Origin of the sequence: Escherichia sp. KTE172 (assembly GCF_000408845.1) — a bacterium.
Taxonomy (GTDB): Bacteria; Pseudomonadota; Gammaproteobacteria; order Enterobacterales; family Enterobacteriaceae; genus Escherichia; species Escherichia coli.
On the sequence record NZ_KE137316.1, the window covers coordinates 1,997,579 to 2,012,039 of the forward strand.

General features: G+C 38.9%; 13 protein-coding genes, 1 tRNA gene and 2 pseudogenes. All 16 read right to left on the reverse strand.

Annotated features, from left to right (window positions below):
- Positions 1–7: 7 nt before the first annotated feature.
- The gene (gene sctT / locus G434_RS14250) at positions 8–775 is read right to left on the reverse strand and encodes a type III secretion system export apparatus subunit SctT (protein ID WP_000503322.1); all 768 of its coding nucleotides are present in this window, start codon (positions 773–775) and stop codon (positions 8–10) included.
- Position 776: 1 nt separating this feature from the next.
- On the reverse strand, positions 777–1,037 hold the full coding sequence (locus tag G434_RS14245; protein WP_000341004.1) for an EscS/YscS/HrcS family type III secretion system export apparatus protein: 261 nt from the start codon (positions 1,035–1,037) through the stop codon (positions 777–779).
- 10 nt (positions 1,038–1,047) lie between these two features.
- The gene (locus tag G434_RS14240) at positions 1,048–1,713 is read right to left on the reverse strand and encodes an EscR/YscR/HrcR family type III secretion system export apparatus protein (protein WP_000071534.1); all 666 of its coding nucleotides are present in this window, start codon (positions 1,711–1,713) and stop codon (positions 1,048–1,050) included.
- Positions 1,703–2,690, reverse strand: a pseudogene (locus G434_RS14235) (YscQ/HrcQ family type III secretion apparatus protein). The gene G434_RS14240 and the pseudogene G434_RS14235 overlap by 11 nt, the downstream one beginning before the upstream one ends.
- On the reverse strand, positions 2,650–3,219 hold the full coding sequence (locus G434_RS30945) for a SpaN/EivJ family type III secretion system needle length determinant (RefSeq protein ID WP_001309709.1): 570 nt from the start codon (positions 3,217–3,219) through the stop codon (positions 2,650–2,652). Before G434_RS30945 ends, G434_RS14235 begins: the two are co-directional and overlap by 41 nt.
- Before the next feature lie 75 nt (positions 3,220–3,294).
- Positions 3,295–3,525: pseudogene (locus G434_RS30720) on the reverse strand (type III secretion protein); the annotation flags it as partial.
- Positions 3,503–3,961, reverse strand: coding sequence for a type III secretion protein (locus G434_RS14225; protein WP_001305819.1), 459 nt, complete (start codon positions 3,959–3,961; stop codon positions 3,503–3,505). The gene G434_RS14225 and the pseudogene G434_RS30720, both read right to left, overlap by 23 nt.
- Positions 3,951–5,243, reverse strand: a complete 1,293-nt coding sequence (sctN, locus tag G434_RS14220) for a type III secretion system ATPase SctN (RefSeq protein ID WP_000734317.1) — start codon at positions 5,241–5,243, stop codon at positions 3,951–3,953. Before sctN ends, G434_RS14225 begins: the two co-directional genes overlap by 11 nt.
- Positions 5,244–5,274: 31 nt before the next feature.
- Complete coding sequence (locus G434_RS14215; RefSeq protein WP_000482503.1) at positions 5,275–7,335, reverse strand: EscV/YscV/HrcV family type III secretion system export apparatus protein; 2,061 nt, start codon at positions 7,333–7,335, stop codon at positions 5,275–5,277.
- The gene (locus tag G434_RS14210) at positions 7,328–8,473 is read right to left on the reverse strand and encodes a YopN/LcrE/InvE/MxiC type III secretion system gatekeeper (RefSeq protein ID WP_000974422.1); all 1,146 of its coding nucleotides are present in this window, start codon (positions 8,471–8,473) and stop codon (positions 7,328–7,330) included. Before G434_RS14210 ends, G434_RS14215 begins: the two co-directional genes overlap by 8 nt.
- Before the next feature lie 4 nt (positions 8,474–8,477).
- On the reverse strand, positions 8,478–10,181 hold the full coding sequence (gene sctC / locus G434_RS14205; protein ID WP_000694681.1) for a type III secretion system outer membrane ring subunit SctC: 1,704 nt from the start codon (positions 10,179–10,181) through the stop codon (positions 8,478–8,480).
- Positions 10,178–10,927, reverse strand: coding sequence for a type III secretion system transcriptional regulator EivF (locus G434_RS14200; RefSeq protein ID WP_000568782.1), 750 nt, complete (start codon positions 10,925–10,927; stop codon positions 10,178–10,180). The genes sctC and G434_RS14200 overlap by 4 nt, the downstream gene beginning before the upstream one ends.
- Positions 10,928–11,272: 345 nt before the next feature.
- Positions 11,273–11,452: a GhoT/OrtT family toxin gene (locus G434_RS14195; RefSeq protein WP_001305821.1), complete on the reverse strand. Its 180-nt coding sequence runs from the start codon at positions 11,450–11,452 to the stop codon at positions 11,273–11,275.
- A 65-nt stretch (positions 11,453–11,517) separates the two neighbouring features.
- On the reverse strand, positions 11,518–13,128 hold the full coding sequence (locus tag G434_RS14190; protein WP_000676946.1) for a glycoside hydrolase family 15 protein: 1,611 nt from the start codon (positions 13,126–13,128) through the stop codon (positions 11,518–11,520).
- Positions 13,129–13,360: 232 nt separating this feature from the next.
- Positions 13,361–13,434 (reverse strand) — tRNA-Gly (locus tag G434_RS14185).
- 78 nt (positions 13,435–13,512) lie between these two features.
- Entirely contained in the window at positions 13,513–14,265 is a 753-nt protein-coding gene (gene actS, locus G434_RS14180) for an amidase activator ActS (RefSeq protein ID WP_001309712.1), read from the reverse strand.
- Between the last annotated feature and the right edge of the window lie 196 nt (positions 14,266–14,461).

A 14,461-nucleotide genomic window follows, 5' to 3' on the forward strand; every position in this document is an offset into this window, starting at 1 on the left:
AAACACTCTATTTATCAATGTATAATTGCAATTGTTCTTGGAAAAAGGATAACGGCATAACTCGTTCAGCCAGTATTGGGCCAAAATAAATAATTAATATTAAAAATGCCAGCGCACTTTTGACAGTCAGTGAGATGGCAAAAGCATTTAGTTGTGAAGCATAACGTGCCAGCAATCCCAGGACAGCTTCACCGCCCAGCATAACCGCAATCACGGGGCTTGCGTAAACGATAGTATGAGTCATTATATTATTAATATATGAGAATAAAGGCTCTAATTTAGGAAAATTAAAATTTCCTGAAGGCCATAAGTTATAACTTTGCCATAGAGTCTCCAGAATAAAGTTCAATCCACCGTTAGTAAGATAAACTGCTGCAGAGAAAAGGTTAAATAATCTTGCTAATTCCGATGTATCGACACCTGTAGCCGGATCCAAAGTACTACTTAACGTTGCACCACGTTGGTTATCGATAAAGCTACCTATAGCAAGGAAAATCCAAAATGGGGATGCTAATAAGCAAGCAATAAACAACCCTATGATAATTTCTCTGGCAGCAAACAAAGCGACATCTATTTCATTTAGGGTAGATAATTCATAGTGGTAATGCTGAACTAATGCACATGATACCACTATTATTATTGGATGACGGACTACTGTTGGTATATTCCCACTGGCGAAAAATGGTAACAAATAGAAAGTTGGTGCCAATCGGCAAAAACCGAGCGCTGTAGCAGCCAGCAGACTATGCAACTGATAGAGCATCGCCTCCCCCATGCTATCCTCTCGCGAATGCTAAATTCAGCATTTCGATACCAAACGAATATAATTTTTCACCATACCATCCGCTCATTAAAAAAAAGCAAATACTTACGCACAATAATTTGACGCCAAATGGCAACGTCTGTTCTTGCAACTGTGTTACCGTTTGAAAAAGCCCTACCAATAAACCAACGAATGTCGCAACTGCAATAGGTCCTGCAGACATAACTAAAATCAGATACAGCGCCCTATTCCCCGCAAAAACAATGTCGTCCATATTTTTTTCCTCAGGGATTAATGGATAGGTCAAAATATTGTAAAATGAGTCCTTTCGATAACATTGTCCAACCGTCCATCGCGACAAACAGAATTAATTTTATCGGTGTAGATATGGTTACCGGACTCATCATCATCATACCTAACGTTAACAGAACGCTGGATATAACCAGATCAACTACAACAAAGGGTAAATAAATATAAAAACCTATAATAAATGCACTTTTTATCTCACTCAACGCATATGCCGGGAGTAACGAGAAAATTGAAATATTATCATCATCGATTATCTCTTCATTGTCTTCAGAACTATTCACCTTCTGAATCTTTTCAAAAAAGCTAACCAACTCCGGTTCAGAATATTTTATCAAATATGATTTATAACCACTCATGCCTGTCTCAACAAAATTAACAACCGACGCAACATTATTGAATGAAAGATTCTCATTCTGACTGTTATTATATATTTCCTTCCCAACCGGCATCATTACGAACATTGACAATAGCAAAGCTACCCCATTAAGTGTCATATTTGATGGCACTTGCTGAAGTCCCAAAGCGTTTCGTACAATAACAAAAACAATCGAGAATTTAATAAAACATGTCCCGGATGCTATTATAAACGGTAATAGTGTAAATAATGATAATATCGCTATCAGCGAAATGCTATTTGACATTATTATTCCCTGATAACCAAGAATGAATTTCTACGCCCAATTTATCATCCACTTCAACAAGTTCGCCATAGCCAGTTAGCGCGCCATTTACACGTATCTCTATATTTTTCTCCGCTTCAGGAAGCAAAGATATAATTCTTTTTGCACAGAGATCATCTATTTCATATAGATTCATAATTTTCTTTCCAAGAACAAACTCAATTTTTACAGGCAAGTCTTCAAAACTATTAATCTGCTGATAGTCATTTTCATCATTAATCTCGATTTCGCTTTTTTTGATATCAAAGTCATCTGTTTCAAAATCTTCCTCGTACTCAAAATGATCAACCATTTTTAACTCCTCTGGATAAATTAAATCACAAATCTTTGTATTATAAATAACCGCATAAGCAAAATTATTTGAAATTAATAAAACATCACCAACTTCAATATCAACAATGGTTCTATAACATGTTTTACTAAATCCAATTACAAAATGAATGGGCCAATATAATGATTTTTTGTCTAGCGTTGGAGCGTTTTCGTATTGGCAGACTGTGACTTTATCTAACCAAATATTTAATTCCCCTGTCCATATTCTTATCAGTGGTTGAGCTGGACTCAATACTCCATCAAATACTTTACCGACACACAAACGATTATATTTTAGTTCAGGATACTTTAGATTTAACGGGGTACTAGATAAACTGAGCCATTCCCCTATTAACCTTTCCGTTTCTGGCATTAAAGCCATCCCAGCGAGCTCGGCAGAAATTAAGGGAAATAACTCTCGAAGTAACACCCATCCAGACCAGCTGCCGCTCTCTTCTGCTATCGGTAGCCATTTGGCGCTAAATTCGGGCATTAATAACGCAACATCTTCACCCTTTTCTTTCCAATTTTGAAAAGTGGTTTCAAAGGAATGAGTGTTTCCATTTACTTTTCTCAGACCGAACATTAACTTTCGTCCTTCTGATCGTTTTCGAATTTACCTTCATTTTCTTGCTCATCATGAGGCTGATGTCGTTGCCCTTGTCGTTCATCTTGCTCAGTCAATACCCAACGTTGTGCTGTAACATCATTGTGTTGGGCTTCATGGAGTCTGTCGGAGACAATCGTGTCTGATGGTTTTAGTCGTATCCCTTCACTACTTTCCAGAATCCGAACTGTATGATTCTGTCCCCAACGCTGAAACTGATATGTCAATTCATTTTCGGGTACATTGGCACTATTAACAGAATTATTTATATCATTCTGATTGAGCGTATGAATATTCCTTTGCTTTTCGATATGTTGAGTAAACATGGTTTTGTTATCAGCAAACCTTCTTTCGTTAGTAATATCTAATAAATGGGCCTGCTCTCCATTTTTTTTGTCTCCATCGCGATATTTTTTTTCACGCTCTTTATTATTACTGTGGTTTTGAACCGTGATGTTTTCTGTATGGATACCATTATGGATTTCCCCCTTAAATTGTATCGCTTTATCAGATAGTTCAGAATTAACACCCTGATCTCGTGAAGTCATATTGAGGACTTTCTTTGTAGAAAGTTGCTCTATTCCATTTGTTTGCAAAGAAAAAGAAGAATTCCTGTCAACCTGGAGAGACGATTTGTTATCAATAGACTTCATTTGCCCATTCTTTTTCCCAAACGTAAGGAATTGGCTATCCTGAGCCTGACGTAATAACTGGAGAATGGATCCAGCAACAATCTCACTCATTTCTTTATTTTTTTTGTTTTTCTTTAAGAAACTGTCTAAATCCGCAGCAGAATTCTCGGATGTGTCTGTGTTTAAATTTTTATAATGTTCAATTTTCTTGACTTCGTCCATTATATTTCTCCTCCTGTTCAAGCTCGTCTTGATAAAGCATCTGATTTAAAAGTTGTTTTTTGATGCGCTTCTTTAGTCGATCGTACTTTTCTCCTTTTAGCCACCAGTGTTTTCTTTGTGCTTGCTGTTGAACTATTTCCTTGTTAAGTATTTTTCGCCGCTCTGCTATTTTTTGCTTTTCAAGATTTATCTCAGCGATCTGCTGCTGAATGACTGCAACTTTACGTAACGAGTAAAATATATCCTGGCGAAATACAACTTCGCCGAGTAATTCCTTCATATCTAACAGTGACTGTAGGTTTTTAAGTTGCATATCATACAGGCGTTCCTTTTCGACTAACTTTTCTTTTTCTGCATTTAACTTTTGTAATGATGCTTCACATGCAGCCAGGCTCTGCGCTGTTCTTCTGATAAGTCGATTAACTTTACTTAACAATTCGTTCAAGCTCTTTTAGCGTTTCACTCATTGGCATTTTTTCATTAACTGACTGTTTTAACCAATTTGTGAGTTTAGGCCGGGCATTCATAGCAAAATCATTTTCAGCATTTTGCCCAGCGCGATATTCCCCTAAATCAATAAACACCTGTAGATCTTCCAAAGTTGTGAGGATCTTCCTTACCCGTGCTGCATTATCTCTGTGTTTTTCATCAGTGACCTGACCAAATACTCGACTCACACTTTTTAGTACATCTATTGCCGGATAATGACCTTGCCCAGCGAGTTTGCGACTTAGATAGATATGGCCATCAAGGATTGAGCGAATTTCATCACCCAGTGGGTCTGATTCATCCTCCCCCTCCAGTAATACGGTATAAAACGCAGTAATACTTCCTTTTAATGTTGGTCCCGGCCTCTCCAGTAAGCGAGGTAAACTGTCAAAAACAGAAGCAGGATAACCACGCCTGGCAGGTGGTTCACCCGCTGCCAGCTTCATATCGCGTAGTGCTCGTGCATACCGCGTCATTGAGTCGATAAAAAGTACAACTCTCTTTCCACGATCTCTAAAATACTCTGCCACGGTTGTCGCCATCAGGGCGGCATTACACCGATCTACTGACGAAAAATCAGAGGTGGCATAAACCAAAACACATTTTGCTGCATTTACTGATTTTTTCAGCGATTCCGCGCATTCCGTAACTTCCCTTCCACGTTCGCCAATCAAGCCAATAACAAACACATCAGCTTCAGTGTTGTTTACAAGCATATGCATTAAAACCGTTTTGCCACAGCCAGCCGATGCGAAAATCCCAACACGTTGACCAATGCCACATGTCAGTACGCCATCAATGACTCTTATCCGTGTCTCTAGTGGTGTATTAATAACTCGACGTTCCTGATACGACGGTGGCAGTTCATCAATCAGGCGTAAATTTCCCCTTTCGCCTGGAGTGTCCGGGACAAACCTTTCCATAATTTGACCAGAAGCATTCAAAACTGAACCAAGAAAGGCATCACTGATCTGTATGGTTAACTGCTCTCCCGTTGGTTTCAAAACTGCAGTACGTGTAAGCCCCACAGAGCTGCCTATAAGGTTTAATAATGTCTTTCCATTGCGAAAGCCAACGACCTGAGCCCTGGCTATACGTTCATTTGCTTGCCAGCTCGCATAAATTTCGCATACTTCGCCCACTGAAACGTCGTCAAGCTCTGCTTCAATCAGCGAGCCGTTTATGCTATGTAAGTAGCTGTATTTATTTAATAGTTTTAATTTTTTCATACCAGCATGCTCCATATCGCAAGACATTATCCTAAATAGTTTTCAGAATATTAACGGGAACATTTTCCGTTAGTTCCCCGTACGAAAGTACTTCGAGGTCTCGATAACTAGATTCAATAAGTTTTTTGATAAAACGACGAATATCCACAGATCCCAGTAAAATAATGTCTTTAATAGGAATATTGATTCCAGAAAGAGCCAGTTTAAAATTATCCAGAATCATCTCAGCTTCGGATGCATCGAGATTAAGAAAAGTACCGCCAGCGGTAGGCCTGACACCATCTCTGATTCTGTCCTCTATTTCAGGCGAAATCACAATTGCTTTAATTTCTCCAGAATATGAAAACTTATGGCAAATGTAGCGACCTAATGCACCTCGTACATGCTCGACGAGTGTAATTATATCTTTCTCTCGTGGGCTCCATAATGCTAAAGCCTCCATAACTAAACGCATATTGCGCACTGAAATTCGCTCCTGGATCAGACGCTGAATTACCTCTGAAATGCGCTGCACGGTTATATATCTTAATATTTCTTTTAATAGATCAGGATACTTCATCTCTAATTGATCAAGAATATATTTGGTTTCTTGTATACCAAAATACTCATTAATATTATGAGCCAGACATACAGATAAATGATTGTACATTTCATCCATGGCCGTGCGAGTATAACAGCCAATTTTTGTTAATTTTTGGGCATCACTTTTTGTAACCCAATAATATTGTTCACCATTATTATTTACGATGACAGGTTTCTTGATCAAAGTCGAAACCACTTCATCTGAATATTCAACCAACAAGACAAGATCATGATAAATTTTAAATTGCGAGGCTCTGACTTCATTTAGCATTAATATGACATCTTCATCATTAAGGCCTTCCCCCTCGCGAATGACAATACCGGGAATACGGATACCATACTCAATAAAAAACTGACTACGAATCCTATCAGCAAGATTGATTTCAGTGTATTTTTTAGCCTGTACACTATTCATAATCAAAACCAAGGGTACCGTTTCGGTAATAACCTGATCAAGTTTATTAATAATACCTAATGAAATATCATCATCCTGATTATAGGGTTCCAACCCAACGGTGATATCTCCCTCAACAACCGTTTCTTCAACCCCTTTCTTTTTGAATTTAAAGTAAAAATAAATTCCTAAGATTACTGCCAAACATAAAAACACAAGAAGGGGAAAACCTGGAAGCAACCCAATACTTAGCGCGAGGACACATGTCACAATAATGACAAAAGAATTACTTAATAACTGGGACATTATATTTTGCCCCATATTATCACTATCGCCATTCACGCGCGTTACGATAAACCCTGCACTAATAGCAATTAATAAAGCTGGAATTTGTGAAACAAGACCATCACCGACGGTAAGAATTGTGTAGACGGTCAACGCTGTCGAGAAATCCATTCCATTTTGGCCTACTCCTACTGATAGCCCACCGATAATATTAACAAAGATAATAATAATGTTTGCAATAGCATCACCTTTGATAAATTTCATCGCACCATCAAAGGAACCATACAGCTGACTCTCTCGTTCTAATACGCTACGACGTTCTTTTGCTAAATCTGCATCAATGATCCCGGCGCGTAGATCGGCGTCAATACTCATTTGTTTACCTGGCATACCGTCAAGCGAAAAGCGGGCAGCAACTTCAGCCACACGTTCCGAACCTTTAGTAATCACGATAAACTGAACAATAGTAACAATGGAGAAAATAACAAAACCAACTACCAGGCTATCTCCAATAACGAATTCACCAAAACTCGTTATAATTTCTCCGGCGTCCGCCTCAAGAAGTATAAGTCGGCTGGTACTGATCGCCAGCGCCAAACGAAATAACGTTGTGATGAGAAGAATTGATGGGAATGAAGAAAAACTTAAAATCCTATCAACATAGAATGATCCTAAAAACACAAGTATTGCCAATGTTAAGTTCAGCCCAATCAAAAAATCGATTAAGTAGGTGGGCAATGGAATTATGAGCATGGCGATAATCATCACCATTAATCCAAGAATTATTAATTCTGGATGACTCCTTAACCCTATCAAAACTTTGTTAAACATTGAACATTACCTTCTTCCATGGTTTTTTATTTTGTTTTTTATTACTGTTTTGTGTATCAAAGAGCTCTGCTGCAAATGTTACTTTTATTGCCTGTTTACAACACTCCCTAATCTCTAATAATTGTTCATTATTAATAAAAAGTGAAAATGGAAGATTTGTACATCCGCTGTAAATCGCCTTCAGGAGTAACGTTTTGTCTTTATAATTAGCATCTGCGGGTAGGGTTACCAGTGCATTTTTCAGGAGTTCCTCTGCAGTCTCAGGAAACTTTATTAACGATATCAGAAAAAATATCCAGTAATCTTCTGCGCTAATAAATTTTTTAATTATTGGGTTATTCATTAAAGTTTTCAGAAATAAAGCCTCTGCCGACTGAAGAGACAATAGTTGTGACAACTTATTGAGAAACATACCAAATTCCAATGATGAACAACTCGCATCAAGTGCATTTATATCTGAGAAAAGCGTCTCTTTGATAAATTTTGTCACTAGCATTCTATTTTGATAGCCATAACTACCAATCCATTCTACATAAGTATCTACAGCATCGTCTTCTGCCATTAAAAATTGTCGATAACTTGCCCTTAGTAATTTTGGATTTAATGACAATGCCTGGCCAAATAACTTTGCTTTTAATGCCGAGTTAATGCCACTATTAATGAATTTTTTAGTAGTCTCTTGATTAACTTTTCTAAGTAATGCTTCAGCGTTTAGCCGCACATTTTCAGATATTTGTTTTTTACGTAAAATTGCACGTAATACAACCACCAGATCGCTTTCATCTGGAAATAATTTTTTAGCAAAGCTATACACTTCATAGTCATGGGTAGTTGCAGCCTTAAGCGCCTCCATGACTTTATCGGTTTTTTCTATTGGCTGATCTTCCAGGACATATTCTTCTCCGTCCAGAAAGTTGGCCAGTTGTTCTTCGTAGATTTTTTTCTTCATAAACTGCGTTAACGCTGCTGACATCTCGTCAGTAGCTTGTAAGAATCGAGCTTCTTTACCGGCGGGATCATCCCCCATTTTAGGCATTTCAGCTTCAATATCTTCATTATCTTCTGTGATAATGTCCTCTAAGCGAGAAACTTCTCTGGCTCTTTCTAATACACCGACATGCTCTACATGAATCGCCATTTCACTATCCTCCGACGACTTCACGATTCAGGTAAGTTTTTATCCATTTCTGCAGTAATTCATCGTTGATTTCTTTATTTTTTGCCATTTGCTGTGTTATTGCTCTGGCGTCAACCGCAGCCTCATTCGCATTATTCATCATGCGCTCATCGATCTCTCTTGGCTCAATAAGAAAGACACGAACGATGTTATTCGCATTTGTTCCTTCATATCCAAATAATTTACCAATAAATGGAATACTGCCTAATATTGGGATCTTGCGACTTTCATAGGTATTCGTATCTCGTGTATATCCACCAATCAAAAGACTTTTCCCTTGAGGCACGCGCGCAATAGTACTTATAAGCGTTCTACCAACCTGAGGCAGATCATCAACATTGGTCTTGTCAGAATTGATTTCATTGCCATCTTCAATATTCAAGAGTAATTCAATTTGATTTCGCGAAGCAAATCGTGGTAGCACGCTAATCATCGTACCATAGGTTACTTCATCCAACTCCGCAGTACGCTCGCCGACTAATTTAGTATAGAAAGTACGGTTATTATCAAATATAGCAGGAATATTCTCCTGTGTTAAAACGACAGGACGAGCAACAACGGCGGCTCTTCTTTTTTGCGCAAGTGCCTGTATTGTTGCAATAAACTGTGTCCCATCCAGGGTACTAATTGAACCTGAATTATTAAATGATGCACTTAGGCTGGATCCAATTTTTATCGTGCCCGACCAGTCAGCTCCTAACTGTTCTAGATCAGTCTTATCAATATCTATTATCCATAAAGATAATTCAATGTGTCGCTTTGGAATATCGAGTGTAGCTACTAACTTCTCGATAAAATCAACCTGAGATACTGTTCCTTTAACAAGTAAACTGTTGGTATCAGGATATGCAATAATTTGTATATCGTCAGTCTCTGGCGCTCCAGCTGTCGATATTATTTTCTCTACTTGTAGATCATCATCTTCTTCAGCACCAGGAAAAGGAGGCATACGTGATACGTTTTTTAGTTGTTGACGACTTGAAATTTCAGAAAGTACGTTAACCCCAGTGCTTTGCTTAATGTTATTATTTAACAACGTCGATAGTACTTTTGCCATGCCAGGAATAACTATCTTTTCGCCACGTAATTCATAAGTCCGATCATTAACGAATGTGTTGACCAGGTGAATAATCCCTACTTTATTGCGTCCGATCTCGATGCCATCACTGTTTTGCTCCATTAATTTTGCAGCATTAACGACCAGGTCAACATAAACCGGTGGCCCCGATACATAGAAAGTACCATTGCCGCCCCCTTTAATTTCATAACGAGAGTTATACAGACCCGATTTTTTTAAGAAATTATTAAACTCATTAGTCGATACCTTTCTCAGATTAATCAGAGCATTACGCATCTCTGATGAGTCATAGATATAAATAGCTTTGCCATCATCGTACCAAATAAGTCCCATCTGCGCCGACAGGCGTTCAATCAAGGCATAGGGTTCGGTTAAATCAAAATTTCCGCTGATCTGTTTCTTCATGGCAAGCTTACTTACTATTGTAGGCTTACCCGCATATGATGAAACCGTTTCAAAAAAACTACGTAGATTTTCTTTATTTGCTACGTATCCATTCGCTGTTGCGGCATATGCACCAGGAGTCAATAATCCATTAAAAATGCATAAGGCTGAAATTAATATAATAGTAATACGTAATTTTATTTTCATAACTTTTTACATAGTTCTCTCGGTGTTTTTCCTAACCGACTTTTTACTTCAGCTGAAAAGTGTGATGAGGATGAGTAGCCATATTTATGCGCAATAGTTGTCATATCACTGTTTCCTTCAATGATTTCCAACACGGCTCTGGCAACTCTCCAGCCACATAATTCCGTTTTAACTTTACCACCCAATGCATAACTACATAAACGGCGAAAATGTGAATACGATACGCCGTAAAGCTCACCAAGATCATAGAGTGAAGTCTGTATGAGCGATTGCGATAATAAATAGCGAACCAGTTTATAGCATTCTGTTTTTCTTAGATGCTGAAACAGAATTTCATTAATATTATCGCTGCTCAGATAAGTGGCTAAAAACCAGGCTTCACTTGCAACTTTACTGAATAGCACAACTTCTGATGCAAAGGGCAAGGCATCAGCAAACAACTCATGGTGTTCCCTTTCCACACTCCCCGTTGATTCATCAATAAAAGCTAATAATTTACTCAGGATATCAATGCGAAGTGGATGATAAATTACTTTCCCTGCAGTTACCTCAATTTGGCTTCGGTCAATGAGCAGTAATATGTCTTCCACTACCATTAATTTTTGATGGTTATTACCAATCGTAATAACAAGGGTTACATCCTTGTTTTCATTTCCCCGTAAGAACCACATTTCAGGGTCCAGTAGGGTTAACTTCTGTCCTTGAAGCAAAACATTCATTGGAAGTAACAGCCCTTCTTCAATCATGTTTCATCTCCTTATTCCATATTCTCATTCTCCATAAACTTGCAATAAAAACATGATTAAAAAGTGATGATTCCTATTTATAAAATAATGATTTTGTTATGAGCGAATAGCTATCAGCCACTTACACTTGTACGTCATCCTGTCCATATACAGAATTGCAACTGTTGATATGTTTTACTTAAACATACCCCGTATTTCTTATAACACTTGTTTGGTGACTATTTTCAATAAAAATCATATTTGTTAGTTACACATTAACGCACTGCGAGTGTTTTGTTACTCCCTGCATATATTTTATTCTCTTTTCCGATTCTATTTTTCTTAATCGTTCATATAATTTTCTTGTTAGTCGGATTTACGAATCATGAGACTTATGATGGATGGAATGAGGCTAAGCGGCCATGTCAACCCTGTAATTACTGCAGCAAACAACCGATATGTTACTTTTTCTTCCGAGAAGATAAATATTAAGGTCGATGTCACAACCAGACCTATCAGGTAAGCTAACAGTAATTTATTGATCACTTTTACCTCCCTTACGATTTCTCTTTGAGCGGTCCTTTTAATCCAGGACCGCTTCATTATGAAAACTATTTAATTCCCTCATCATTGATAAGATTGGACATTTCTTTCAACATAAGAGTCATTGAGGCTTTCGACCAGTTTAGCGGAATGATAGGGCTTGGCGCTTCATGCAAAGTTCCTGACTTGTGGATATAGTTATAGCTTTCGGGAAGTGCCATTTCAGGTACGCTCCTGCCATTTGCACCAATCATATTCTCGCCTGTTATTTGGGCCAATGATCTATTCATAAATTGCACTGAGTCATTCAAATACTCTTCTTTTCTTGATTCTTTATAAACAATTGCTGCTGATTTTGCATACCATGAGTCAAAAAACCATTCTGCTTCTGTTGATGGAATGAAGCTCATTTCTCTTTTTGCATGTGAATTTTGATCGGTATCGGTTTTAATATCATTGAACCAAAAATTTGCCGACTGATAATTATCCTTCTCGTATCTTTTTATACCATACGGACCTGCTAGTTTTTTAACTATTTTTAGAACTTGCTCTTTTCTTCTGGTATTTATCTTTGAAAGATTTGCAGGATAAATAACATTAAGTAAAGCCGCATCGGCTTCTCTGTAATGTTTATCTTTTTCCAGATAACCTGGGGATTCTCCCCCTAAATCAAGCTGTAACGTTATTCTTTCATAACCTTTATCTATGAGGTGGTTCAACCTCGTTGTTGAAAGTGGTTCATCCAGTTCATTAGCTTTAGCTTCGCGTAGTAAATCAGAGACAAAAACAGAGTCTTTCTTCGAGAGTAAGTTCGACAAACGTTCCAGTCCAGAGGTCACCAGTGCAACGGAAGATGTGTTTAATCTGGCATCTTCTTCCCACGCTCCGGAATCTTCCATAACATAGAAATTGGCTTTATCCAGATAAGCAATCAGCAGCGCAACCGATTTTAATCGGTCACCTTTTTGCCAATCTTCAGCGTTAATAGTACCAGTGTCGATTGCTTGTATAAGGAGATCAAGATAAAGACCTAACGCATCATTTTGTTTATGGTTCCACAGCTGCGGCTTGCCTTCTTCCTGCACATCTGCCATCACGGGGGAGTTGCTGTCAAATCGGATATGCACAGCATTCATTTGCCCAGGAATACCATCCAGTCGTTTTGGGTTGCTAATGACGTCCTGCATCCGTTTAATCTGGTCTGGCGTAGACATATAATCCCACAGAGTGAGCAGAACCTTTTTTGCGGCTACACTATTTTCCTGATCTGATACTAATGCCATATAGCCCCATAAACTATCCCTCAGCCAGACAGCATCATAGTGGGTTTCTGCCGCTGTTTTGTCATCTTCGAAAGTAGAAGCAAGAATAAATGTTCCCCATGGTTTCTCCGTCAACGTTAACTTTCGTGTATTTTCTGTTAATGTTAACAATCCTTGAATTTCGTCTTTGGTATAGTGGCTCTTTATTTCATTTTTTAATTTGGCTGAGTGAATCAGAAGACGATAATTAGGATACTTATCTGGATTTAACGATAAATAACTTTTATCAGTTGCTGCCCCCGTGGAATTAAGAATGTTAAATACAGATTCACTCGTCACTTCTGCCCCTGTCGCCTGGCATGTGCAGCATGAAAATATACCAGCGAGCAGAAGAGTTAATGTAGATTTCCCTTTCATAAAAGATTCCATCAATCGTTTGTTAAAAGCGTAGATAACCACTTATTTAACAACTTGAAAATAAGGTATTTTACCTGGGTTGTTACAAATGGATTGCATTGCGTAAACGCTTTTATTTACAAAAAAATGGGGAAGTATTACGGCGATTGCGAAAAGTCTGAAGCGATTGAATTAAGATAATATAGAAAATCAGATACAACAAAAATGGCAGGTTGATGAGGTGAAGATAAATTGGAGCGGGCGAAGGGAATCGAACCCTCGTATAGAGCTTGGGAAGCTCTCGTTCTACCATTGAACTACGCCCGCTTCGAGATGCGTAAGGCATTATAAACCTTACGCTCTCCTTAGCAAGTGCCGCGCTGCTGACTGCTGATTAATTCGCCATCAGCATTTTGGCTTGCTGCCCTGAGGCGGCAAGTAACGCAGCGGATCAATTGCCGTAGCACGGTAACGAATCTGGAAATGCAGGCGAACCGATGCCGCATCAGTGCTCCCCATAGTGGCGATTTTTTGCCCAGCCTTCACGCTTTGCCCATTATTTACCAGCATCGTGTCATTATGGGCGTAAGCCGTAATGTAATCTTCACTGTGTTTAATCATGATGAGATTACCGTAGCCACGCAGCTGGTTGCCCACATACACCACCTTTCCTGCACCCGCGGCGTAAATAGGTGTACCCCGTGGAGCTGAGATATCAATCCCTTTATTGCCGCCATCAGCTGTCGAATACGGCATGATAACTTTCCCTGTCGTTGGCCATAACCAACAACGTTGCCCTACTGGCGGCCAGGAAGATTTCGGTACTGCTGATGACGGTGTAACCGATGCGGTTTTGGTCGTTGATTTGGCGGTTGATTTACGTGTACTGCTACTTTTCGCCCCACCCAGTTTTAGTTTCTGACCAACTTCAATGGTGTAAGGGGGGGAAATGCCGTTCAGTCGCGCCAGCTCTTTTACGCTGGTTCCCGTGGTGCGCGAAATACGATATAGCGTATCCCCCCGTTTCACGGTGTAAACGGAGCCGGAATACGTTCCTGTATCGGATGATTTGCTACCCGAGCAGCCCGCCAAAAGCAGTCCAACCGATAACAACATCACGATACCCAGAGATTTTTTATTCAGGCGTCCCGCACTCAAAATCTTTCCTCGCTTAAAAAACAAGACGCCATATCATAGCAGCCAGCCTCTGGATACCCAATCTCTTGCTTCTGGAAAAACGCGGTAATAGAGAAAGAGGTTAATTTCATTTGGCAAAGGGAAGTATCATCAGCAAAATATTCGCTGCAGAGGTATCGAATTTCCTGACTTTTTTACCCTATTTCCCATCCTGATG

Bases quoted from the DNA above. Each gene is read 5' to 3' on its own strand.
- sctT (WP_000503322.1), bottom strand. From the start codon at position 775: ATGGGGGAGGCGATGCTCTATCAGTTGCATAGTCTGCTGGCTGCTACA.
- G434_RS14215 (WP_000482503.1), bottom strand. From the start codon at position 7,335: ATGTTTAACAAAGTTTTGATAGGGTTAAGGAGTCATCCAGAATTAATA.
- G434_RS14210 (WP_000974422.1), bottom strand. From the start codon at position 8,473: ATGGCGATTCATGTAGAGCATGTCGGTGTATTAGAAAGAGCCAGAGAA.
- sctC (WP_000694681.1), bottom strand. From the start codon at position 10,181: ATGAAAATAAAATTACGTATTACTATTATATTAATTTCAGCCTTATGC.
- G434_RS14240 (WP_000071534.1), bottom strand. From the start codon at position 1,713: ATGTCAAATAGCATTTCGCTGATAGCGATATTATCATTATTTACACTA.
- G434_RS14245 (WP_000341004.1), bottom strand. From the start codon at position 1,037: ATGGACGACATTGTTTTTGCGGGGAATAGGGCGCTGTATCTGATTTTA.
- G434_RS30945 (WP_001309709.1), bottom strand. From the start codon at position 3,219: ATGACTTCACGAGATCAGGGTGTTAATTCTGAACTATCTGATAAAGCG.
- sctN (WP_000734317.1), bottom strand. From the start codon at position 5,243: ATGAAAAAATTAAAACTATTAAATAAATACAGCTACTTACATAGCATA.
- G434_RS14200 (WP_000568782.1), bottom strand. From the start codon at position 10,927: ATGATTGAAGAAGGGCTGTTACTTCCAATGAATGTTTTGCTTCAAGGA.
- G434_RS14190 (WP_000676946.1), bottom strand. From the start codon at position 13,128: ATGAAAGGGAAATCTACATTAACTCTTCTGCTCGCTGGTATATTTTCA.